General features: G+C 56.6%; 24 protein-coding genes. 15 read left to right on the forward strand and 9 right to left on the reverse strand.

Going from position 1 to position 22,860, the window contains the following annotated elements; translation table 11 throughout:
- The first annotated feature begins 132 nt into the window (after positions 1-132).
- Positions 133-780 (forward strand): DNA oxidative demethylase AlkB, encoded by a 648-nt coding sequence (gene alkB, locus AAZT04_RS07975; protein WP_046373134.1) that lies wholly within the window; start codon positions 133-135, stop codon positions 778-780.
- Here alkB and AAZT04_RS07980 read toward each other — a convergent pair.
- Positions 763-1,698, reverse strand: a complete 936-nt coding sequence (locus AAZT04_RS07980) for a LysR family transcriptional regulator (RefSeq protein WP_020827703.1) — start codon at positions 1,696-1,698, stop codon at positions 763-765. The genes alkB and AAZT04_RS07980 overlap by 18 nt on opposite strands.
- A gap of 84 nt (positions 1,699-1,782) precedes the next feature.
- Between AAZT04_RS07980 and AAZT04_RS07985 the strand changes: the two genes are divergently transcribed.
- Entirely contained in the window at positions 1,783-2,412 is a 630-nt protein-coding gene (locus AAZT04_RS07985; RefSeq protein WP_048762548.1) for a serine-tRNA(Ala) deacylase AlaX, read from the forward strand.
- Between the two features lie 16 nt (positions 2,413-2,428).
- Here AAZT04_RS07985 and AAZT04_RS07990 read toward each other — a convergent pair whose 3' ends face one another.
- Entirely contained in the window at positions 2,429-2,677 is a 249-nt protein-coding gene (locus AAZT04_RS07990; protein ID WP_434679579.1) for a hypothetical protein, read from the reverse strand.
- Positions 2,678-2,852: 175 nt separating this feature from the next.
- On the opposite strand from AAZT04_RS07990, the gene AAZT04_RS07995 reads away from it, so the two are divergent.
- The 6 genes from AAZT04_RS07995 to AAZT04_RS08020 are packed head-to-tail and all read left to right on the forward strand — an operon-like array spanning position 2,853 to position 10,144.
- Positions 2,853-4,478 (forward strand): TIGR04028 family ABC transporter substrate-binding protein, encoded by a 1,626-nt coding sequence (locus AAZT04_RS07995; protein ID WP_434679581.1) that lies wholly within the window; start codon positions 2,853-2,855, stop codon positions 4,476-4,478.
- Between the two features lie 10 nt (positions 4,479-4,488).
- On the forward strand, positions 4,489-5,433 hold the full coding sequence (locus AAZT04_RS08000) for an ABC transporter permease (RefSeq protein WP_046373137.1): 945 nt from the start codon (positions 4,489-4,491) through the stop codon (positions 5,431-5,433).
- Positions 5,430-6,320 (forward strand): ABC transporter permease, encoded by an 891-nt coding sequence (locus AAZT04_RS08005; RefSeq protein ID WP_115058480.1) that lies wholly within the window; start codon positions 5,430-5,432, stop codon positions 6,318-6,320. The genes AAZT04_RS08000 and AAZT04_RS08005 overlap by 4 nt, the downstream gene beginning before the upstream one ends.
- Positions 6,317-7,993: a dipeptide ABC transporter ATP-binding protein gene (locus AAZT04_RS08010; RefSeq protein ID WP_197821136.1), complete on the forward strand. Its 1,677-nt coding sequence runs from the start codon at positions 6,317-6,319 to the stop codon at positions 7,991-7,993. Before AAZT04_RS08005 ends, AAZT04_RS08010 begins: the two co-directional genes overlap by 4 nt.
- Complete coding sequence (locus AAZT04_RS08015; protein WP_434679584.1) at positions 7,983-9,029, forward strand: putative FMN-dependent luciferase-like monooxygenase; 1,047 nt, start codon at positions 7,983-7,985, stop codon at positions 9,027-9,029. Before AAZT04_RS08010 ends, AAZT04_RS08015 begins: the two co-directional genes overlap by 11 nt.
- A complete protein-coding gene (locus AAZT04_RS08020) occupies positions 9,026-10,144 on the forward strand; it encodes an alkylhydroperoxidase domain protein (RefSeq protein WP_434679586.1) in 1,119 nt (372 codons plus the stop codon). Before AAZT04_RS08015 ends, AAZT04_RS08020 begins: the two co-directional genes overlap by 4 nt.
- A gap of 333 nt (positions 10,145-10,477) precedes the next feature.
- Here AAZT04_RS08020 and AAZT04_RS08025 read toward each other — a convergent pair whose 3' ends face one another.
- Positions 10,478-11,113 carry a flavodoxin family protein gene (locus tag AAZT04_RS08025; RefSeq protein WP_020827691.1) on the reverse strand — a complete coding sequence of 212 codons (636 nt, stop codon included), beginning with the start codon at positions 11,111-11,113 and terminating at the stop codon, positions 10,478-10,480.
- A 121-nt stretch (positions 11,114-11,234) separates the two neighbouring features.
- Here AAZT04_RS08025 and AAZT04_RS08030 point away from each other — a divergent pair, with 121 nt between their 5' ends.
- From AAZT04_RS08030 to AAZT04_RS08040, 3 genes are all read left to right on the forward strand, one after another.
- Entirely contained in the window at positions 11,235-12,116 is an 882-nt protein-coding gene (locus AAZT04_RS08030) for a LysR substrate-binding domain-containing protein (protein WP_116690175.1), read from the forward strand.
- 87 nt (positions 12,117-12,203) lie between these two features.
- Positions 12,204-12,791, forward strand: a complete 588-nt coding sequence (locus tag AAZT04_RS08035; protein ID WP_020827689.1) for a nitroreductase family protein — start codon at positions 12,204-12,206, stop codon at positions 12,789-12,791.
- A gap of 156 nt (positions 12,792-12,947) precedes the next feature.
- The gene (locus tag AAZT04_RS08040; protein WP_116690176.1) at positions 12,948-13,235 is read left to right on the forward strand and encodes a DUF2623 family protein; all 288 of its coding nucleotides are present in this window, start codon (positions 12,948-12,950) and stop codon (positions 13,233-13,235) included.
- Positions 13,236-13,268: 33 nt separating this feature from the next.
- Here the strand turns inward: AAZT04_RS08040 and AAZT04_RS08045 are convergent, their stop codons facing one another.
- Positions 13,269-13,838: a helix-turn-helix domain-containing protein gene (locus AAZT04_RS08045; protein WP_116690177.1), complete on the reverse strand. Its 570-nt coding sequence runs from the start codon at positions 13,836-13,838 to the stop codon at positions 13,269-13,271.
- A gap of 39 nt (positions 13,839-13,877) precedes the next feature.
- On the opposite strand from AAZT04_RS08045, the gene AAZT04_RS08050 reads away from it, so the two are divergent.
- Both AAZT04_RS08050 and AAZT04_RS08055 read left to right on the forward strand, forming a co-directional pair.
- Entirely contained in the window at positions 13,878-14,396 is a 519-nt protein-coding gene (locus AAZT04_RS08050) for a GNAT family N-acetyltransferase (protein ID WP_129982408.1), read from the forward strand.
- 19 nt (positions 14,397-14,415) lie between these two features.
- The gene (locus AAZT04_RS08055; protein ID WP_371078261.1) at positions 14,416-14,865 is read left to right on the forward strand and encodes a DMT family transporter; all 450 of its coding nucleotides are present in this window, start codon (positions 14,416-14,418) and stop codon (positions 14,863-14,865) included.
- A gap of 52 nt (positions 14,866-14,917) precedes the next feature.
- Here the strand turns inward: AAZT04_RS08055 and AAZT04_RS08060 are convergent, their stop codons facing one another.
- Complete coding sequence (locus AAZT04_RS08060) at positions 14,918-17,104, reverse strand: TonB-dependent siderophore receptor (RefSeq protein WP_261102729.1); 2,187 nt, start codon at positions 17,102-17,104, stop codon at positions 14,918-14,920.
- 248 nt (positions 17,105-17,352) lie between these two features.
- Positions 17,353-18,240 carry an SDR family oxidoreductase gene (locus AAZT04_RS08065; RefSeq protein ID WP_434679590.1) on the reverse strand — a complete coding sequence of 296 codons (888 nt, stop codon included), beginning with the start codon at positions 18,238-18,240 and terminating at the stop codon, positions 17,353-17,355.
- A gap of 144 nt (positions 18,241-18,384) precedes the next feature.
- Between AAZT04_RS08065 and AAZT04_RS08070 the strand changes: the two genes are divergently transcribed.
- Positions 18,385-19,317 (forward strand): LysR substrate-binding domain-containing protein, encoded by a 933-nt coding sequence (locus AAZT04_RS08070; RefSeq protein ID WP_434679592.1) that lies wholly within the window; start codon positions 18,385-18,387, stop codon positions 19,315-19,317.
- Positions 19,318-19,349: 32 nt separating this feature from the next.
- Here AAZT04_RS08070 and AAZT04_RS08075 read toward each other — a convergent pair whose 3' ends face one another.
- Entirely contained in the window at positions 19,350-19,949 is a 600-nt protein-coding gene (locus tag AAZT04_RS08075; protein WP_129982404.1) for a hypothetical protein, read from the reverse strand.
- Positions 19,950-19,973: 24 nt separating this feature from the next.
- Between AAZT04_RS08075 and AAZT04_RS08080 the strand changes: the two genes are divergently transcribed.
- Positions 19,974-20,447 carry a hypothetical protein gene (locus tag AAZT04_RS08080; protein ID WP_434679594.1) on the forward strand — a complete coding sequence of 158 codons (474 nt, stop codon included), beginning with the start codon at positions 19,974-19,976 and terminating at the stop codon, positions 20,445-20,447.
- Between the two features lie 95 nt (positions 20,448-20,542).
- Here AAZT04_RS08080 and AAZT04_RS08085 read toward each other — a convergent pair whose 3' ends face one another.
- Both AAZT04_RS08085 and AAZT04_RS08090 read right to left on the reverse strand, forming a co-directional pair.
- Complete coding sequence (locus AAZT04_RS08085; RefSeq protein ID WP_434679596.1) at positions 20,543-21,574, reverse strand: methionine synthase; 1,032 nt, start codon at positions 21,572-21,574, stop codon at positions 20,543-20,545.
- A 27-nt stretch (positions 21,575-21,601) separates the two neighbouring features.
- On the reverse strand, positions 21,602-22,579 hold the full coding sequence (locus AAZT04_RS08090) for a DUF1852 domain-containing protein (protein ID WP_048762602.1): 978 nt from the start codon (positions 22,577-22,579) through the stop codon (positions 21,602-21,604).
- Positions 22,580-22,860 lie beyond the last annotated feature (281 nt).

Here is a 22,860-nt window from a genome sequence, read left to right on the forward strand (position 1 = left end):
CCTGAAAAGTTATTGATTTTATTGCCGGTACTCTAGAGAAGTTTAGCGCTAACAACAATGCGGCGCATCAGGCTGGACAATCGCCAACGGCAAGTTAAAATAAATACTGTGTATTAATACAGGTGTTTTGTCATGACCCTCGATCTTTTTGAAGACTCCTTGCCGCCGCCGTGGCGGGAACAGATTGCGCCAGGCGCGGTGGTGATGCACGGTTTTGTGCGCGATCACGGCCCAGAACTGCTGGCGGCGGTGCATGGGGTGATTGCTCAGGTGCCCTGGCGGCACATGACTACGCCGGGCGGTCATGTGATGTCGGTGGCGATGAGCTGGTGCGGTAACGGCTGGAGCAGCGACAGCCGCGGTTACCGCTATTCGGAGCGCGATTCGCGCAGCGGCAAACGTTGGCCGCCGATCCCGGATATCCTGATGGCGCTGGCGGATGAAGCGGCACAGCAGGCGGGCTTTGCCCCGTTTGTACCGGATTCCTGCCTGATGAACCGCTACGATCCGGGCAGCAAGCTGTCATTGCATCAGGACAAAGACGAGCATGATTTCGGCTCGCCGATCGTTTCCGTTTCCCTCGGGCTGCCGGCGGTATTCCAGTTCGGCGGCATGCAACGTAGCGATCGGGCCCAGCGCATTCCTTTGGCGCACGGCGACGTGGTGGTGTGGGGCGGCCCGTCGCGGCTGTGTTTTCACGGCATTATGCCGATCAAGGAAGGCTACCATTCGCTGGTGGGGCCGCACCGTATCAATATCACCTTACGCAAGGCGCTTTAGCTGCGGCTCTTTCGCCAGGCAGGCCACCAGATAGTCGATAAACACCCGCAGCTTGGGCGGCAGGTACTGATTGGGGGCATACAGCAACCACAGCCCGCCGTGGTAACTGCTGAGGAAATCCCATTGCGGCAGCACCTGCACCACTTCGCCGTCGTCCAGCGCCTGACGGGCGGTAAAGTACGGCAGGCTGCCAATGCCAATGTGCTGTTTCACCGCATCCAGCCGCACGCCGGTATGGTTGGCGGCGTAGCGCCCACGTACGTTGACCGTCACCGTTTTCCCGGCCTGGCGGAATTTCCAACGGGCGTCGTTCGGCGTTTCACCCAGATAAATGCAGCTGTGCTGCGCCAAATCCTGCGGATGCCGCGGCGTTCCCTGCTGTGCCAGATAAGCCGGTGTGGCGCACAGCAGGTGGTCGATGGTCATCAGTTGGCGGCCAATCAGCCCAGGGGAAGGGCGTTCGGTGATGCGCAGCGCCAGATCGACCCGATCATCAATCAAATCCATATAGCGGTCTTCCAGCCGCAGGCGAACGTCGACTTTGGGATAGCGGCGTAAAAACGCCGGTATGTGCGGGTGCAGCACATAACGCCCCACCGCCTTGGGCACGCTGACGCTGACCAAGCCTTCAGGCTCTACTGCACCGCGCCCGCTGAACTCCATCACCGAGTGCGCGGCGTCCAGCATGCTGCGGCAGCGTTGAAATACTTCTTCGCCCTGTTCGCTTAGCCGCAATTTGCGCGTGGTGCGGTGTAGCAGTTGCAATGCTAACGCCTGTTCCAGTTTAGCCACGCTGCGGCTGGCGGCAGAGGGGGATGTGCCCAGTCGACGGGCGGCGGCGGAAAAACTGCCGCTCTCGACCACCTGGACAAACACGGCCATTTCGGCCAGCAGCGAATGAGAGAGATTTGTGCTCACAGCGCAAAGGTCCATTGTGTTATTGACGGATTATCCTTTGATTATGGCATGAATATAATGGGCTCTCTAATCAGGAGAAAAACCATGACCGAACGGCTTTATTATTATAGCGACGAATTACAGGGCGCAGCGCAGGTGCTGGCCTGTACCCCGATGGAAGAGGGTGGATACGCGATAGAGCTGGACGCCACATTGTTTCACCCGCAGGGCGGCGGACAACCGGCCGACGGCGGTAAGCTTGGCGGCATCCCGGTGCTACGCGTGGCGCAGCAGGGCGACAAGGTGCTGCATTTCACCGCCGAGCCGTTGGCCGCAGGGCCGGTGAGCGTGCAGGTTGATGGTGAACAGCGTCGGTTGCATACCCGTTGGCACTCCGCCGGGCATCTGATCGGCTGGCTGGGGGAAACCCGCGGCTGGCAACCGGTGAAGGCGCACCACTGGCCGGGCGAAGGGCGGATCACTTTCACACCGGGCGCTGAGCCACAAACGCTGGATCAGGATTTTCTTCAGGCGGAGCTGGCAAGGCTGATTGCGGCAGACCTTCCGCGCAGACAGGTGGCGGTTGACGGCCTGCGGCAGGTGGGATTTGGCGAACTGCCGACCTATGGCTGCGGTGGCACCCATGTGCCCTCGCTGGCGGAGCTGGGCGCGGTAAACATCACGGCGCTCAAAGTGAAAAAAGGCCAGTTGATTGTTCAGTACGCGCTAGATTAAAACGTCGTCCGGGTGGCTATTTCGCCGGCCCGGCCCCCCGCAGCATGGTGCAGAACGCGCACTGGCATCCCGCCTGCGGCAGCGCCGCGCAGGTACCGCTATTGACCGCCTGCGCGTCCATCGCGTGAAAACCGTAAAACATATTCTCCAGGCTGTTTTCCGCTGCGCGCGCCTGTTCAGGCCGTGGCTCGGGCACCTTGGACTGAAACGCGGCGGCCCGACCGGCCAACAGGCCAAGGAACAACAGCGAAAGCTGAATTTTCATTTTCGTCTCCCCGATGTAATTTCTGATACGTTATAACAAAACACCCATTCTGCCAACCGTCGCTGCCTTGTGCATTTTCCGCCATAGGTTAGCGAAATTAGTTCGTTCAACTCCCCGCCGATTTGGTTTGTTATCTAATCCATAACATTCCGAAATAAAGAAGGCGTGGCACACTATGTTTAAGTTCTCTTTCAATAGATTAACCAGCGGAATAACAGTGGCATTGGGCTTGGCGGTGGCGGCTACTCCGGCGCTGGCGTCGGTGCAGGGCGGCACGCTGATCTACCTGGAACAGCAGGCGCACACCAACCTTTTTCCGCCTTCCGGCGGCTTCTACCCCAACGGCGGCATCCTCAACCAGATCACCGACAAGCTGACCTACCAGAACCCCAAAACGCTGGAGATTGAGCCGTGGATCGCCGAATCCTGGAGCAGTAACGCCGACAAAACCGAATACACCTTCAAGCTCCGGCCGGGCGTGACCTTCTCGGACGGTACGCCGCTGGACGCCAACGCGGTGGCGAAGAACTTCGATACCTATGGCCTGGGCAACAAAGAGAAACGTCTGCCGGTCTCCGAGGTGATCAATAACTATGACCACAGTGAAGTGATCGATCCCTTGACCGTGAAGTTCTACTTCAAGCGCTCTTCGCCGGGTTTCCTGCAGGGTACTGCCACCATAGGGTCAGGGCTGGTTTCTCTCAGCACCTTAAACCGCAGCTATGACGAATTGGGTGACGCGCGCCATATCATAGGTTCCGGCCCGTTCGTGGTCAGTGCCGAAACGCTGGGGCGCGAAGTGGATCTCAGCGTGCGCAAAGATTACCGCTGGGGCCCGGCCAGGCTGACGCAGCAGGGGCGCGCCAATCTGGACGGTATCAAGGTGATCGTGACCGGCGAAGACAGCGTACGTATTGGCGCATTGCAGGCCGGGCAGGCGGACTTTATTCGCCAGATCCAGGCCTATGACGAGAAACAAACCCAGGATCAGGGTTTCACTATCTACGCCGCCCCAACGCGCGGCGTCAATGACAGCGTGGCCTTCCGGCCGGACAACCCGTTGGTGAGCGACCTGCGCGTGCGTCAGGCATTGCTGCACGCCACCGACAGCAAGCAGATCGTCGAGACGCTGTTCTCCGTTAACTATCCGCAGGCCAAATCGGTGATTGCTTCTTCCGCTGCCGGTTTTGTCGATCTTTCCGCCAAACTGAAATTCGACCCGGATCTGGCTAACCGCCTGCTGGATGAAGCGGGCTGGAAAAAGGGCGGCGACGGCCTGCGTGAGAAGGACGGAAAAAAACTGTTGTTGAACGTTTATGAATCGCTGCCGCAACCGCAGAACAAGGCGGTGCTACAGCTGGTTTCGCAGCAGTGGGGCAAAGTTGGCGCGCGCTTGAACATTCTGGCGGGCGACGCCGGTAGCAAGGTGGCGGATAACCTGGATCCGCAGAAAACCCCGGCGGCGGTGGTGGAAGTGGGGCGGGCCGATCCGGATGTGATTAAAAGTCAGTTTTACCCGACCAACCGCGATGCGCTGTTACAGCAAGGCGGGACGGGCAAAAACAGCGCATTTAAAGATGACAAGCTGAACGCGCTGCTGCTGGGCATCGCTTCAGAGGTGGATGCCCAAAAACGCCTGCAGATTGCCGGCGAAGCGCAAAACTACCTGCTCGATCAGGCCTACGTGATCCCGTTCTTCGAAGAGCCGCAGGTGTTTGCCGGAGCGCCTTATCTCAAGGGCGTAAGTTTTGAAGCGGTCGGCCGCCCGAGTTTCTACGGCGCATGGCTGGAAAAACGCTGAGGAGACCATGATGAGCCGATATCTGGCAAGGCGTATCGGGCAGGCGCTGCTGGTGCTGTGGGCGACCTTTAGCCTGTCGTTTATCTTACTGCAGGTGCTGCCGGGTGATGCCATTCTGATTAAGTTTCAGAACCCGGACATGGGCCTCAGCCCGGCGCAGATCGCCGATATGCGCGCGGCCTATGGCGCCGATGTGTCGCTGTGGCAGCAGTATCTGCATGCGCTGGGCAACGTGCTGCGCGGGGATCTCGGCTATTCCATTCAGGCCGGCGTGCCGGTGACGGAGCTGTTGGCCACCAACTTGCCCGCCACGTTGCAACTGGCGCTATTGGGGTTTTCGCTGGCGCTGATCCTGGCGTTGGCGTTGGCCTTTATCTCCAATTTGACCCGCTTTGGCTGGCTGAGGTCATTGCTGCAGTCGCTGCCATCGCTGTTTGTCTCGGTGCCGACCTTCTGGTTGGGCATTGTGCTGATCCAGCTGTTTTCTTTTCGGCTCAAGCTGATCCCGGTGATCAATCCGGGAGAGTGGGAAGGGCTGATCCTGCCGATTGTGACGCTGGCAATACCGATTTCCGCCCCGCTGGCGCAGATCCTGATCCGCAGTATCGACCAGGTACAAACCCAACCCTTTGTCGCCGTGGCCCGTGCCAAAGGCGCCAGCCGCAGCCGGGTGCTGTGGCGGCACGTGGCGCGTAACGCCATGCTGCCGGTGCTGACCATCGCCGGTATTTTACTCGGCGAACTGATCGCCGGTGCGTTGATTACCGAAACCGTGTTTGGCCGCAGCGGGCTGGGGCAACTCACCTTGCAGGCGGTGCTGAATCAGGACGTCGCGGTGCTGCAAGCGATCGTGGTGATTTCCGCCGCCGCTTTCGTCACCCTCAATCTGCTGGTGGATCTGCTGTTCCCGCTGCTGGATCCGCGATTGAAAACCCATACAGGAGCCGCCGTATGAGCAGTATCTCCTTTGAGAAATCCAGCGTGCCGGAGCGCGATCTGGGCGCGGTGGAAAGCGAAGGCACTTTGCCAACGCACCGTCCGCGCCGCCGTCGTGTACCGCTGACGCTGTTGCTGGCCTGGGCGGTGATTGCCATCGCGGTGCTGTGGGCGCTGGCACCGCAGCTGTTCACGGCCTACAGCGGCACCGAAGGCATTGCCGGGGCGCAGCGTTTGGCACCGGGGGGCGAACATTGGTTGGGCACCGATCAACTGGGGCGCGATCTCTATGCGCGCATTGTTTATGGCGCTTCGCAGACGCTGTCCGCCGCGCTGGTGGCGGTCGCTTTAGGCCTGCTGTTGGGCACCGCGCTGGGGCTGATTGCCGGTGCGGTGGGCGGCATCGCGGATGACGCGGTGATGCGCCTTGTCGACGTGTTGCTGTCGATTCCCGGTCTGCTGCTGTCGTTGAGCATCATTATTTTGCTGGGCTTCGGCACGGTTAACGCCGCCATCGCCGTGGGGATTACCTCGGTAGCGAACTTTGCCCGCCTGGCGCGCGCCGAGGTGGTGCGGGTACGCCACAGCGATTACGTCGAGGCGGCCTATGGCAGCGGCGGTACCTTCTGGGCGGTGCTGTGGCGGCACATTTTGCCGAACTCGTTAACCTCGGTAATTGCCTTCTCGGCATTGCAGTTCGGCAGCGCGATTCTGGCGATTGCTACCTTGAGCTTCCTGGGTTACGGCACGCCACCGCCGACGCCAGAGTGGGGGCTGCTGATCGCCGAAGGGCGCAACTATATTTCCACCGCCTGGTGGCTAACCACCTTCCCGGGGCTGGCGGTCGTGGCGGTGGTTCTGGCGGCCAACCGCATCAGCCGCGCATTGGGGAGAACGCCAGTATGAGTATTCAGAGCGCATTACAACGGGCGAGCGCCACACCACCGGTACTGGAGCTGGAACAGGTTTCGATCGCCTATCAGGGCGCGGCTGGCAATCAGCGGGTGGTGCATCAGGTATCGTTTGCCATTCAGCCTGGGGAAGTGGTGGCGCTGGTTGGCGAGTCCGGTTCCGGCAAAACCACCACCGCGCAGGCAATCATTGGTTTGCTGACGGAAAACGGTCGCCTGGAGCAGGGGGCAATACGGCTGAACGGCACCGACATCAGCCACTGGTCATCAAAGCGTCTGGATGCGGTACGCGGGGCGCAAATCAGTTTGATCCCACAAGATCCTTCCAGCTCACTCAATCCGGTGAAAACCATTGGCGATCAGGTGGCAGAGATCATCAACATTCACCGTCGGCTGCCGCGCAAGCAGCTGCAGCAGCGGGTGGTGGCGTTGTTGACCCGCGTCGGTTTGACGCATCCGGAGCTGCGGGCGCGTCAGTATCCGCACGAGCTTTCCGGCGGCATGAAACAGCGGGTGTTGATCGCCATTGCCATTGCGCTGCAACCGGCGTTGATTATCGCCGATGAGCCGACCAGTGCGCTGGATGTCACGGTGCAAAAACGCATTCTCGATCTGATCGACGAACTGCGGCAGGAGTTTGGCACTGCGGTGCTGCTGGTAACCCACGATCTGGCGGTGGCGGCGGAACGCGCCGATCGGCTGCTGGTATTTCGCCATGGCCGGGTACAGGAGCAGGGAGTGACTGCCGAGGTGCTGCGCGCCCCTGCCAGCGACTATACCCGCCGGCTGTTTGCTGATGAGCCCTCATTGAGCCGTGCAGTGGTGCCGCAACCCGGTCACCGCACGCAGGAGCTGGCGATCCAGGTCAATGGGCTGGTGAAAGATTTCCCCCTGGCCGGTAGCGGTGGCAAAACTTATCGGGCGCTGGACCAGGTGTCGTTCAGCGTGCCTGGCGGCACTACCCATGCGCTGGTGGGGGAGTCCGGCTCCGGTAAAACCACATTGGCGCGCTGCCTGCTCGGTTTCCAACGGCCGGACGCCGGGCAAATCATTATCGACGGCGTCGACTTTACGCGCTTGAAGGGCGAAGCGTTGCGCCAGTTCCGCCGCCGCATTCAGCTGGTGTATCAGAACCCATTCGGTTCGCTCGATCCGTCCCAGACGTTGTATCAGGTGATTGAAGAGCCGCTGCTGAATTTCGAGCCGCTGACCCAGGCCGAGCGCTATCGCCGAGTGCGAGATTTGTTTGAACGCGTGGCGCTGCCGAACGAATTGCTGAGCCGTAAACCACGCGAACTTTCCGGCGGCCAGCGACAGCGGGTGGCGATCGCCCGGGCGCTGGTGCTGCAGCCGCGGGTACTGGTGCTGGATGAAGCCACTTCGGCATTGGATGTCACGGTTCAGGCGCAGATCCTGCGGTTGCTGCAGGATTTGCAGCAGGAATTGGGGCTGACCTATTTGTTTATCTCACACGACCTGGCCACGGTAAGGCAGATTTCCCACAGCGTTTCGGTGTTGCACCGCGGCGTGCAGGTGGACAGCGGGGCGACCGGTGAGCTGTTCGCCATGCCGGGCAGCGATTACACACGTCAGCTGATTGAAGCCATTCCCGGCCGTCAGCTTTATGCCGAACAGCCCCAGATTGAGGATGCATTCTATGAGCAGTAAAAGACTCGGTTTTTTCACCCGGCTGCTGGATCAGGGCAGTGCGCAACAGCGTTATCGGCTGGCGACCGAACAGATCGTGCATGCCGAACGGGCTGGCTTTGACAGCGCCTGGGTGGCGCAGCACCATTTTCATGAGGACGAGGGCGGCCTGCCTTCGCCGCTGGTGTTTCTGGCGCAGGTGGCGGCGCGAACCCGCCATATCCGGCTCGGCACCGGGGTGATCACGCTGCCGATGGAGTCTGCGATTCGGGTGGCCGAAGACACTGCGGTGCTGGATCTGCTGTCCGACGGCAGGTTGGAAGTCGGTATCGCTGCAGGCGGCACGCCTTCTTCGTTCAGCGCCTTCGGTTTCGACGCCACACAGCGTCACGCGGTGTTTGCCGACAATTTCAGCACCCTGCTGCGAGCCTGGCGCGGTGAGGCCCTGGGTGGTGAAGATAACCGCCTGTATCCGGCGGCACCGCAGTTGGCCGAACGGGTCTGGCAGGCGACTTTTTCGGTGGAAGGCGGCGAGCGCGCCGGGCGGGCCGGTGACGGCCTGATGCTGTCGCGTACTCAGCCGCGCCCGGCAGATGCGCCGGATTTGCCGCTGGACGAATTGCAGAACCCGATTATCGATGCTTATCTGGCGGCGCTGCCGCCCGGCATTGCGCCGCGCATCATGGGATCGCGCACCGCATTGGTAACCGACTATGGCCAACAGGCGCGGGACTTTGCCGCCAAAGGGTTGAGCCGTGGACTTGAGCGCCTGCGCGCCAGTGGCCACCGGCCGTCCGACGAGTCGCTTGATGGGCTGATCCACGCTTTTGACGTGCACCTTGGCACCCCGGAGCAGGTGATTGCTTCATTGCAAAAAGACAGCGCGCTGGCGCGAGTGACCGATCTGGCATTCCAGGTGCACTCTATCGATCCGCCGCACGCCACCATCCTGCGTTCTATTGAGTTGATCGCCCGCCACGTTGCCCCGGAGTTGGGCTGGCAACGCCGCAATCCCGCATCCGTCTCCTACGAACATCACGCTGAGGAAAAGGTATGACTGCAACATTGCTCTCTAAAGATTTGCTGGCTGAGCTGGCAGAGATCGCCCCCAATTCTGCATTGGCTCAGGCCAGAGCTACCCGACAAGCGGCGACAGATGCGATTCAGGCCAGCTATCTGGCGCTGTTCTCCCCCGCTGATGCCGGCGATTTCCCCGTCGTGCAACGGTTGCAGCTCGCGCAGCGCATCAGCGAATGGCATGCGGACAAACTGCTTGCTGCACACTACGGCACCTTGTTGCAGCAGGAGGGGGGCGTTCAGCCTGGCCCGCATTTGCAGGCAGCGTTCGATCACGCCGAAAGGCTGGCGTTCAAACCCGCCAGCGCCGACGCGCAGCATTTGCAGGCATTGCAACAGGCCGGCTGGACGCTGGACGCTATCGTCACCCTGTCGCAGCTGATCGCCTTTGTTAGTTTCCAGAGCCGCTTGTTGACGGGTTATCGGCTGCTTGAAGGAAAACCACTCGAAAGCTCCGGCGGAGCACCCGTCAGGGCTGGCGGTTGGCGTACCGAATCCGCGACTCTTGGCGGCCGCCACGCACCACCGGTGTTTACCCGCCAGGAACTGGGTTGGGAGCCCTGGATTGCCGCCAAGCCGCTGGCAGAGTTTGATGAGCAAGGCCAGGCGCTTTTGACGCGCTTCGGGCACAGTGATTCGGATTACTTCCGCCTGTTGGCGCGTAACCATCCGGTGCTGGAGCAGAGAACGTTGGCGGATCGCGCCATTTTCTACACGCCGGGTGGGTTGGAACGTAAGGATCGCGAGCTGGCGGCAACGGTGGCCAGTAAGGTGAATGGCTGCATCTATTGCGCTTCGGTGCATGCCCGCAAGGCGGCGCAGTTGTCCAAGCATACGGATGAAGTACAGCGCCTGCTGGATGTGGCCCCGGGCGGCATTTTGAGCGAGGGGCAAGGGGAGCCGTGGCGGACGCAGATAGACTTCGCCGCTGCGCTGTCCGCCACACCGCCGCAGGTCAATGCCGGGCATCTGGCGGCGTTGCGCGAGCAAGGGTTGGACGAACTGGCGTTGCTGGATCTGGTGCAATCGACCGCGTTCTTTGCCTGGGCCAATCGGCTGATGTTGACGCTCGGCGAGCCTTTCGACGATCGCTAGGTTTTTCACAATGCACGCAGATACGTTGAGGCGAAAGTTTTCGCCCCAACGTAATTATTAATTTTCCCTACAGGTTGTTAGCTTGAGGAAGCGTAGAGACCCAGCCCAGCAATATATCTATTTCATAGCAGGCAAGTCTTGTGCGGCAATGATACCTTTTACAAGGCAGGAGCACTATGGGCAGTTTTTAAAGCAGGTGTGCCGTATATTCCCACTCCTGGTCATGGTATACGCCCAGCTTTCGCTTGTTCATCCACAATTGCGTTAAGTTTTAGTGAGTTCGCCAATTTTTCAAACGCCTTATTTTCAGCATAAGGCTACCCCTGGGCGGCGTCAGTTTTGCCAAACCTGCGGGCTGCGCGGCGTATCCATTCGGTAGTCTGAATAGGGACGAGTGAATATCTCGCGCCCCAGCTCGCGGGCGGCTTGCAGCGGGTTACGCGGATCGCGGCTGATTTCGCCCCGGCTGTTGCCCGCGCCATGAACCAGCCCGACGAATTCGGAATGCGAATAGCGGCTGAACTCCTGAATTTGATGCACAATCCCCATCGCGGCACCGGGATAGGTTTCCTCCGAGGCTACCGCCAGCCCGATGCGTTTGCCGCTCATACGCTGATGCACCTGTTCCGCATCGGGGTAGGCGCTGGAGTAGTAGCTGAAAGAGCGGTCGAAAAAGGCTTTGGTTTGCGCCGACATGCCGTACCAGTAAAGCGGGGTGCAGAACACCGCAGCGTCCGCCGGCAGAAAATGCTCAAGGAACAGTTCGCCATAACGGTCGGCAGGCGGGGTGGCGTGGCGCTCATCCACCAAAAAACCGTTGATGTAATCGTCTAAAAAAAACAGGCTGGCGTCGGTGCCGGCCTCCGCGGCACCTGCCATGATGGCCTGCGCCAGGGTTGCACTGTTGCCGTCGCGACGTGGGCTGCCAACCAGGACGATAAGTCGTTTTGACTGATGAGATGAATTCATGTCGTTCTCCATTGATGGGGGTGTAGAACACGAGAATCAATTTAGGGTGAGTAAAGCTGTAGTGACAAATGACGGCTATTCTTTCAGGATGAGTTCAATTCATCTGTAGGGAGCCCTGACCATGTTTGCCTCGCTGCCGGTTACCGCATTGCGCACCTTTGAATCCGCCGCCCGGTTGCGTAGTTTTAAACAGGCGGCTTTGGAGTTGGCGGTGACGCCGACGGCGGTATCGCATCAGATAAAAGCGCTTGAGCAGCAGCTGGGTTTTGCATTATTCGATCGGATACCGCGGGGCGTGCGGTTGACGCCAAAGGGCGAGCGTTTGTTCGCCGGAGTGCACGGCGCATTGCTCGACGTGGCAACTGTGCTGGATGCTCTGCGACCAACGCCGAGCTCGGGATCGCTGTGCGTTTCCGTTACCCATTCCTTTGCGGCGCTGTGGTTGGTGCCGCGCCTGGGGCGTTTTTATCAGGCCTATCCGCACTATTTGGTACGCCTGGAGGCCTGCGCTGAGGTGATTGATCTGCAGCAGGACGCCAGCGTAGACATTGCTATTCGTTACAGCAGCGCAAACTATCCGCAGTTGTATCAGGCGGCGCGGCTGGAAGAGAGTTTTGGCGTTTACGGCGCCCCGGGGTTTTGTGCGGCGGAGCAACCTGCGCCAACCTTGATCACCGTGCGCTGGCGGGATTCCACCCTCTACGAAACCCGCTGGCGCGATTGGTGCCTGGCTGCCGGGGTCGATTGGTGGCAGCGCCACACGACGCTGCGGGCCTATGATGAAGAGCATTATGCGCTGCAAGCGGCGGTAGCCGGCCAGGGGTTGGTGCTGGCCAGTTCGGTAATGGTGTCCGATCAGGTGCGTAATGGCTTGCTGGTACCCTATCGGCCGGATATTCGCGTGCCGGGAGCGGCCTACACCGCGTTGTGTGTACCCGGGCGTGAACGGCACCCGCCGGTGCGGGCATTCCTCGACTGGCTACAGCAGGAACTTGGCGGCTGATGAACAGCACAAAATAAAAGTTTTTCTGGCGTGCGGCATGGGAATATTGGATAAATTTGGTATTCCATTCCCATGAGAGAGATGTCCATGAGCCAGCCAAGAGTTTCCGATCACCCGATTGATGCGCAGTTTATTGAACGCTGGTCGCCGCGCGCGCTGGCGAATGATCCTATCGACGATACGACCCTGTTGAGCTTCTTCGAAGCGGCACGCTGGTCGCCTTCGGCGTATAACATCCAGCCGTGGCGCTTCGCTTATAGCAAGCACGGTTCGGCCAGTTGGGACAGCTACCTGGACTTCCTGATTGAATTCAACCGCGGCTGGGCGCAGCACGCTTCGGCGTTGGTGGTGATCATTTCGAAAACGACCAGCCTGAACGGCGAGAAGGAAGTGGATAACCCAAGCCATTCCTTTGATACCGGTGCTGCCTGGGCCAATCTGGCGCTGCAGGCGCATCTGAAAGGCTGGCTGACCCACTGCATGGGCGGCGTTCACCACGATAAAATCAAGGCTGCGCTCAACCTGCCGGATAACTATCAGGTGCATGGCATGGTGGCGATCGGCAAGGCGGGCGACAAATCCCTGCTGCCTGAATTCCTGCAGCAAAAAGAGATCCCTTCAGGGCGTTTGCCGCTGGAGCAGACGGTGGTGGAAGGGCTGAACTTTACCCTGTAATCGCTTTTTCTGAGACTGATCGGCCCGCAGGGTTCCCTCTGCGGGCTTTTTTATTGCCTTGCGTAGATGAGGTAAAACTTTGTGAGTATGTCCATGAGTGCGATGATCGCTATATAATATTTTATATAGCGATTATTGAAAATTAGGGGAGGGTACATGGACAATCACTTCGGTAAGGGGCTGATGGCCGGGTTAGCCGCGCGGGACGCCAAGCCTGCTGCGCAACTGTCCCGTTTCTGTTGTGACTACAAACGTGGCTTTGTATTGGGTTATGCGCACCACCTGGCGGAAAGCCTGGGTGACGAAAATCAGGCTGCGTTCGAGGCCGGCTTGCTCTGCCGGGCTTACGATCTTAACGGCGAGATGATGAGTGAGTTCTTCAGCGGCGGCAGCAACCGCCTAGCCGAAAAGTTTTTCTGCGCGGGGTACAACCGGGAAGGATAACCTTAAGCGCCGCCACGCTTTGGCCTGAGCGACTCAGGCCTTATTCATCACCACCACCAAATAGATGCAGAGTTCAGCGCTTTCATTCTTGAACACGCAGTCGGTCGGTGGGCCAAGCTCCAGGCAATCGCCCTGGTCCATTTCATGGCGGGTTTCGCCTTCCTGAAACACCAGCGAGCCGGACAAAACCCAGATCAATTGCCGCATAAAGGCATAGGCCGAAGCCGGCATGGGGATCGCGGCCCCGGCGGGCAGTTCAATGCGTACCAGATCGAGCGGCATATCCGACTGCGGCGACACATGGCGACGGACGTAGCCGCTGTCGGGATCGACCCACAGCGGTTGGTCCTGCTTACGCATCAACCGGCCTTCCTGCGTTTCCGCCCGGGCGATCAGTTTGGACATGCTCAGACCGAATGCGCCGGAAAGCCGCCCCAGCAACATCGCCGTTGGGCTACTGTCGCCGCGTTCAATTTTGTGCACCATCGCGCGTGAAACGCCGGCCCGTTCCGCCAGATCGGACAGCGACCAATGGCGCGCCTCACGTTCGATGCGGATCCTCGCGCCGATGCGCTGATTTAGGTTGTCTAATTTATTATCCATATCGTAGTATGATAGTAGACGGTCAACCAAGAGGTCAACATGCTTATCCGTAACGCGACTATAACCGATAGCGCAGGCATTGCCGCTATCTATAACGACGCCGTGCTGAACACCACGGCAATCTGGAATGAACTTAGCGTCGACGAGGCAAACCGCGCCGCGTGGATAACAGAACGACAGGGGATGGGCTACCCGGTGCTGGTGGCGATTGACGCAGCGGGTGAGGTGATGGGCTATGCCTCATTTGGCGATTGGCGGGCGTGGGACGGCTATCGACACACCGTCGAGCATTCGGTGTATGTTCGGCGAGACAGCCGCAGCGGCGGGGTAGGTAAAACGCTGTTGATTGCGCTGATTGAGCAGGCGCGGGCGATCGGCAAACACGTGATGGTGGCGGGCATTGAGTCCGGCAACCACGCGTCTGTGCAGTTGCACATTAATCTGGGCTTCGAGATGGTCGGCCGCATGAGCGAAGTGGGTGCCAAGTTTGGCAAATGGCTGGATTTGACCTTCCTGCAGCTGAAGCTCGACGACGCCAGCGCCCCACCGAAGCGTTAATAACACAGCGAAAACCGGGATCTCTATGAATATCATGCTATTGCTGCTGGTTGCGGCCGGGGTCAGCCTGGTCATTCAGAACCTGTTGATGGTGCGCATTACAGAGAGCGTGTCGACGGTGCTGATTACGCTGGTGATCAACTCCAGTGTTGGCCTGGTGTTGTTGATGGGACTGCTGTTTGCCAAAAACGGTGTCACGGCTCTGGCCGAAGTCACGGGTTCCCTGCGGTTGTGGATGTTGTTGCCTGGCTTGTTGGGATCGTTTTTTGTGTTTTCTGGCATTTTGGGTTACCAGAAGCTGGGGGCGGCAACCACCATTGCCGTACTGGTTGCCAGCCAGTTGGTGGCGGGATTGATGGCCGATATTTATAAGGCCGGGCCGGCGGCAATGCGTGAAAATTTGCCCGCGCTGCTGGGGGCCGTGTTGCTGGTGGTTGGTGCTTTTCTGGTGGCCAGAAGAAGTTTTTAAAACCTAAAGAGCCCGCTCGGTTTCCCCCGAACGGGCCTGCTTATTTATTCGATCAGAATGACAGGGTCATACCGGCGTAATACGCGCGCCCAGGTTCGTTGTAAGTTGATGCCCCTTGGTTCTCGCGGTACAGCTGTTTATCGAACAGGTTACTGATACCGGCATTCAGGCGCAGATCCTTGGTCAGATCGTAATTCACGCCAACCGCGGCCACGGTGTAAGCTCCCACTTCATTGGTCGCCAGCGAACCGACTTCATTACGGATCTCGGCATATTCGCGGGGTTTCTGACGGCCATAGAATGTCCAGGTGAGGTTGGTCGAGAGTTTGTCGGTTACCTGATAATCCAGCATGGTGTTAACGGTGTATTTCGGGATCACGGAAAGCGGGTTCCCGGTATCCTTATTTTCCGATGTGATCATATAGGTGGCGTTGGTACGCCAATTCAGCCGATCTTTCACTACCGGGATCACCAGGTTGCCTTCAAGCCCTTCCACCACCGCCTTGCCGCCGTTTTCCCAACGCAGAATGTTGTAGCCGTTAGAGGCGTAGCCCACCAGATCGGTCCCGGAAACGATTTTGTTTTTATAATCGTTGCGGAAATAGGTAATACCGGCGTTGAACCCTTCATAGGTGAACTCCAGGCCGACTTCTTTGTTGATGCTGACTTCCGGATCCAAGTCGGCATTGCCCATCAGGTAGCAGCTCCCCATGGCAATGTTGTCCGGGCAGCCGTTGCCGCGGGTGGCCAGCAGGTAGCCTTCGCTGGACTGATACAGGTTTGGGGCTTTGAAGACGCGGGCGATCCCGGCTTTCAGTTTGAAATAGTCGCCAAGTTCCTGCGAGGCATTCAGGCTTGGGCTCCAGTTGCTGCCGAATTTGCTGTGATAATCAAAACGCATGCCGGGGATCAGCAGGGTGCCGGGCAAGACTTCGATATTATCTTCGAAGTACAGGGCGCTGAGTTCCGCGCTGTTTTTGGCGCTGCGTCCGGAAGGATCGCCGGAGATATCGCCGATGGTGACGCCGCTGGCATCGGTGACCTGCATAGAGGCCGGATCGTCGAGCTGCTCACGGTTCCACTCGGCCCCCAGGGTCATGGTTTGTTCGAACCACAGGTTGAGCGGCAGCGTCACTTCACCGGTGGTTCTGACATTTTTCAGCCGACTGGTGTTGAATTGGTCGCTGTTGATCATCCCTTCGACACGCCCGGTAGAGCCTTCCTGAAGACGGGTATTGTTGGTTTTTTCGTAGTAAACGCCGACGCGTGACTGGCCCCAATCCCAGATGCCGTTATGGGTGATGCCGTAAGTCTGGCGATACAGGCGGTTGGTTTCTTGTCCGTACAGCGACGAAACCAGATCGTTCGGGCTGAGATTACCGTTGCTGTACTGGGTATCGCCGGCGTAGATATTGCCCTGGCGGCTGTAGCCCAGCTCAAAATCGAGGATCTGCGTCGGGGTCATTTTCCACGAGAACAGGGCGTTGACGTCTTTGTTGCGTACGCCTTCGCTACCGGCAGCATAGGACCCGTTTTGCGCGGTGTTGATATCCGCCGCATCGGCGTCGGTTTTGTTAAAGTTGCCGTACAGGCGCATGGTGAGCGCGTCGCCGGCCAACGGGCCGCTGAGGCTAAAGTTGGTGCGTTTCGTTGCGCCTTCCTTGTCGTTTTCAGGCTGATTGGTAAACAGCGACAGGCTGCCATGCCAGTCATTGGTGGGGCGTTTGGTGATGATATTAATCACACCCCCGGCGGCACCGGAACCGTAACGCGCCGCCGCAGGCCCACGCAGCACTTCGATGCGCTCAACCATTTCCGCCGGCACCCAGTTGGTATCGCCGCGGGTGTCCCTTTCGCCGCGCCAGCTATAGCGAACTGAATTGCGCGACGTGGTGGGGACGCCGTCGATTAAAATCAGCGTGTTTTCCGGCCCCATGCCGCGTATATCGATCTGACGGTTATTACCACGGCTGCCGCTGGCGCTGTTGCCGGTCAGGTTCACGCCGGGCATTTTGCGGATGATGTCGGATAAATCGTTGACCGGCGGATCCTTGGCGATGTCCTCGGCGGTAATAATGGAAACGCCAGGCTGCTGTTTTAATTGTTCTTCCGCCGGCGCCAAAACTATCATTTCCTCACTTTCCGCTGCCAAATCATCGGCAGCATAGCCGCTCCCGCTAATTAATCCCGCCAGCAAAATCGCGCCTGGTTTCAATTTGAAAGAGTGTGTGTAAATCATGCATCTTATCCCTGAAAGTATGTGCAAATATTATTGAATAATTATGATAACGATAACTATTCTCATTTATTGTAAGGAAAGTGCAAATTCACAATATCTCCACAATGTCGTTTCGGGCGGGGTGTTTTTTATCTGATTGATAAATTTATATTTAAAAAATTTTTCTGATGGTGAGCCTAAGTGGCGCAGGGCAGATGTAAAGCTAAAGCCCGCCTGGTTTTCCCCAAACGGGTCAGATAAAAAAGGAATTAATAGGCGAAAGCGGCCCGATGTTTGCGGATAAACTCTGGCCAACGAACCGGCTCTTTGCCGGCAATTGTCGGGAAGTTGTCAAAGGTTTCTTCAACGCCGGGAATATCGCGTTCGGCAATGCGGCGCAGGTTGTCGCCAACGCAGTTCATATAAGCCATTTCGGCTCCAGATTGCCGCATGTTCTCCAGGAAAATCCGGTAATCGAGCGCTTCATAGCGAAATGGCTGGCCCAGTATTTCCGCCAACATGGCCGCAATCTCGCCATAGGATTTGGCGTCATAACCCAGTCGATAGGTTTTGCCCGCATGCTGTTCAGGGTGCAGCAGTGAACAGGCTGCCGCCAGCGCGACGTCTTCGCCGTCAACCCAACTGAAGGGAGCATCACCGGTGTATTGCTGAATGACGCCGTTGACCACCGCGGGAATGCCACCGTAACCGATCAGATTTTGCATAAAGCACTCCGGCCGCAAATGCGTAAAGCTGAAACCTGATGCCTCAATATAACGTTCGATCAATTGATGCCAGGCCCAGTGAGCAATGGTGGTGTCGTCGCGGCCACAAGCACCCAGGTGCACAATATGCTGCACCCCGGCCTGTTTCGCCTTATCGAGAAACACCTTGCTCTGGCGCAGCATGTCGACGGTATAGCCGGTCGCCAGAAAGGCGCGGTCAATACCCTGCAGCGCCGGCGCCAGCGTTTCTTCTTGATCAAAATCCATAATGACGGTGCTGATGCCCTGAGCGGTAAAAGGCTCGGCTTTTTTCGGGGAGCGTACCGCCGCCACCAGAGCAATGGTGGTGTCTGCCTGCAGGTTACGCAAAGTATCGCCGCCTATCTGGCCGGTGGCGCCGGTAATCAGCACCCTTGGTTTGTTTATGCTCATCAATAAACTCTTGTCATGGTCTGTGGTTGAATCGGGCCTGGCCCTGAGGATGTATTACCAGATCGAGTTTACGGGGAATATATTTCCTATTTAGGCTATAAATTACCGAGTTTATGGAATTAAATTCATTAATGGTGACGGGCTATGTTTTCTTCCGAACGACTCAAAGGTATCGATCTGTTTGTCTGCGTAGCCGATCTGGGCAGCTTTACGGCCGCCGCAGAACGCCTGAATTTGACCGGTTCCGCCATCAGCAAAGGCATTGCCCGTCTTGAAAGCCGGCTGCAGGTTCGCTTGTTTAACCGGACCACGCGGCGTCTCTCACTGACCGACGCGGGGGAAACCTTTTACCGCACCTGCACCAACGTATTGGGCGAGCTGGAAGAGGCGGAGCTTGCCATGCAGGCCGAAAATGCCGAGCCACGGGGAAGGGTGCGTATCGATCTTCCTGCCGCCTACGGTCGTCTGCATGCTTTACCGGTGATCCTTAAGCTAATTGAGGATCATCCGCTGTTAATGCCGCATATTTCGTTTTCCGACCGCTTTGTCGATCCTGTGATAGAGGGGATCGATATTATTGTGCGTATCGGCGGCGCGGATATTTGGCCGAATACTTTAGGGCACTGTTATCTGGGGGCGCAGCGGCATATTTTTTGCGCTTCACCGGCCTATGTGAAAAAGCGCGGCGTGCCGAACAACGAACAGGATTTGGATAATCACAGCTGCGTGGTTTACGGCGAAGGCAACGGTATGCTCACTCCCTGGCATTTTGCCGGCGGGCAGGCGAATAACAGCGAGAAAAGGGTGTTACCGGCGCGGGTGGCTATCGGCGATGCAGAAGGGCAGCTTACCGCCGTTTTGGCCGGGCACGGCATAGCGCAGTTGCCTACCTGGTTGGTGAAACGGCAACTTGCAGAGGGTTCGCTGGTGGAGGTATTGCCTCATCTGGCAACCGATGGATTACCGATTAATCTGGCCTGGCTCAAGAGCCGGCAGGCGCTGCCGAAAGTTCGCGCGATATTGAAGATCCTGACTGACAATCTGGGGCCTGATGGCAGCATGACCGAGCTCGCTTGAGGTTCGTTAGGCACTCAGCGACAGAAACATTCTCAAGAAATGGCGGCGGCGAGGTTGCGCAATTCCGGCAACACGCCCAGGTTTTTCTCCTGCACGATATCCTGATAAACTTTCAGGATCACCGCTTTGACTACGTCGGAGCTTCGCATCAGGTTCTGTTGTTCCATTAGGCTATTGACTTCAGCCAGCTGTTTTTTAGTGACTTTCATTGACAGCCGTTTGGATGCCTTGGCATTTGCCAGCTCGCTGCCTAACAGCGCTTTCAGTCCTTCCTGATGATAGTAGCCGGTGGTCAGCGCATGAAGGTAATACAGGATCAGCGTCTTATGAAAATCTTCGCCCAGTGAAGCATCTATTTTCTGCGTGGCGACGTTAAGAATATCGAGATAGTGCGCCGGAACCCGGACTTCCAGCGCCGACTTGCTTTGCTCAAACTCGCTTTTAATTTGCGGTGTGGATTGGGCAGGGACACTGACCACTGCGTCGCACTGGTTACAGACCGCGGCCAGAATATTCTTCACCGTGCCACGCCGATCGCTGAAGTCCACATCGCGTAAACGATAAGTCGCGATAGATTTCCCGCAGTGGTGACACAGAACGGCACGCGTATCGCCTTCTTTAACTATTTTCACTTTGAACTCCTTGTCGATTTATTGGTGCACGCTGATAAAGATGACGTCGGGTTCCATAAAATAAAATTTTACGTACCAGCAGCAACCGGACTTCCAGGGTTGAAGAATGTGAACGTCAGTAGCGGCATCCTGATGATGTGGACGGCACTGATATGCGTCTCCGGAAGTTTTCCTGATAAGTTCGATTACCTCGTTTTTATCAACCTGACCAGTGGCGAACAGATTCTTGACATCGATGTTGCCACGTACCTCATGGTCATACGTGCCTTGCTGAAGACAGCGTATAGCGAGCTTTTTTACGTCCCTGAATCCCATCTTATTTCCGTATATTGTACGAAATTTGGCGTACGCACAAGATGTCTGAAAAATTTCATAGCGCTTACTCTACTGGCGATAGTGAGGGTGAAGTTAAGTGATGAACGTGTGTCGCGTGGAGAAAAGACTAAAAGGCGCAGCACTGCGCAAACCGATGCAACGCGTAGCAACGTGGGCGGATAAAAATGCGAGAAGCTCGCTCAAGTTTCCCTGAGCGGGCTCAAATAGGGTTTACCACTTCGCACATTTATCCGCCGAAAGCAGGATATTGGGCGAAGTTACTTTACTGATAGCTCTCTGCGGATGATCTCTGCACCTGCGCTTAAGGCATTGAGTTTGCCTGTGGCTACCCGACGCGATAAAGGCGCCATGCCGCAGTTGGTCGAAGGGTAGAGTTTGTCGGCATCGACAAACTGAAGGGCTTTGCGCAATGTATTGGCCACTTCCTCCGGGGTTTCTATGCTGTTGGTCGCCACGTCAATGGCCCCGACCATCACTTTTTTACCGCGGATCAGTTCAAGCAGATCCATAGGAACATGCGAGTTATGACATTCCAGCGAGATGATATCGATATTCGACGTTTGCAGTTTGGGGAACGCTTCTTCGTATTGTCTCCACTCTGATCCCAGCGTCTTCTTCCAATCCGTATTAGCCTTGATGCCATAGCCGTAGCAGATGTGTACCGCTGTTTCACATTTAAGCCCTTCAATGGCTCTTTCCAGTGCGGCGATCCCCCAATCATTCACCTCATCAAAAAAAACGTTAAAGGCGGGTTCATCAAACTGGATAATATCGACGCCCGCAGCCTCTAATTCTTTGGCTTCCTGATTGAGGATCTTGGCAAATTCCCAGGCCAGTTTTTCGCGGCTCTTATAGTGATTATCATAAAGCGTATCGATCATGGTCATCGGGCCTGGCAGGGCCCATTTGATAGGTTGCTTGGTCAGCTGACGTAAAAACTTGGCATCTTCCACAAAAACGGGTTTTTGACGCGCCACAGCGCCAACCACGGTTGGTACGCTCGCATCGTAGCGATTACGGATTTTAACCACCTCACGCTTCTCGAAATCAACGCCGCTCAGGTGTTCGATAAACGTAGTGACAAAGTGTTGGCGCGTTTGCTCGCCATCGCTGACAATATCAATGCCTGCACGCAGTTGATCTTCCAGGGACAAGCGCAGGGCATCTTGTTTTCCCTCAATTAATTCCTCATTTTGCAGTTTCCACGGTGACCAAAGTGTCTCAGGTTGTGCAAGCCAGGAAGGTTTCGGCAAACTGCCGGCAGTAGAAGTTGGGAGCAAAATTTTCATAATAAATGACCTTTTATTTTCGATTAATCAAAGAGCGTAGTGAGCAGACCATTGCTCAAGAATATTCTTGTAGGGTTTGATGAAATGCTCTTCAGTAAATTTCCCCTGCTCAATAGCCAACTGGCTGCGTTCTTCTCGGTCATAAACAATTTTTGTCAATGAATGATCCTGCTGATTCAGGCTTGGCTGATAATATTGCCCTGCGGCAGAGTTCGCATTGTAAATCTCAGGCCGATAAATTTTTTGGAAAGTCTCCATCGTGCTGATGGTACTGATAAGCTCAATATCAGTGTAATCACTCAACAAATCGCCGGAGAAATAAAAGGCCAAAGGTGCAACGCTATTTTGCGGCATAAAGTAGCGAACCTGTAATCCCATTTTTTCGAAATACTTCTCAGTCAAAGAGGAGTCGTTTTGCTGATATTCTATGCCCAATACAGGATGCTGGTTACCCGTCCGCTGATAAGTGTCTTTACTTGAGACGCTTAAGCAGATTACCGGTGACTTTTTAAAGTTCTGTTTGTACTCCGTTGAGTTGACGAAATACTTAAATATGTTGCCGTGCAGGTCGCCAAAATCATCTGGTATGCTAAACCCAGGTTGGTTTTTGTTGTGTTCCAGCAGCAATACACTGAAGTCATAATCTCGCACATAAGAAGAGAAATTATTCCCGACAATGCCTTCAATCCGCTGGTGAGTTTTTTTATCAATAATGTTGGTTTTTAATATTTCAATCACTGGGAAGGTATTGCCATTGCCTTCAACACTCATCTCGACAGAAATAATTTCAAGCTCGACAGAGTAACGATCGCCTTTTGGATTGTCCCAATGCGCTAAAGTATTGAAACGATTATCAATCATTACCAATGTGTTGCGCAGATTCTCCTGGCGATTTTTCCCTCTGGCCAAATTGGCAAAATTGGTGGTAATACGCGTATTCTCAGAGGGGTTATAATCCTCATCGAAAAGGCTGCGCTTAATCGTAAATGTAAAGTCTCTGCTCATCGCGATGTTGCACCCTAAGTTCTGAGATGAAAACTGAATTGGCTTCTTGATTTCGTAGAAGTTACTGGTTTGTTCACTCATCAGTCTTCATGTTGTCAATAAGTTAATGTTGCATATTTTATGCCAGAGCCATCGGATGAGTGAAAGCGACTAAATTTCATTACCACATGAGCTATCTTCATGATCTGACAGCGGCGGGTATCGGCAGAGTTGCCAACCCCCCCGGGGTTACCAATCCGCAGCGGCATCCTGCGGGCAGAAACGGGCAACAGAACAGGCCA

Source organism: Serratia sp. Je.1.23.a (assembly GCF_051129805.1).
GTDB classification, from domain to species: domain Bacteria; phylum Pseudomonadota; class Gammaproteobacteria; order Enterobacterales; family Enterobacteriaceae; genus Serratia; species Serratia liquefaciens.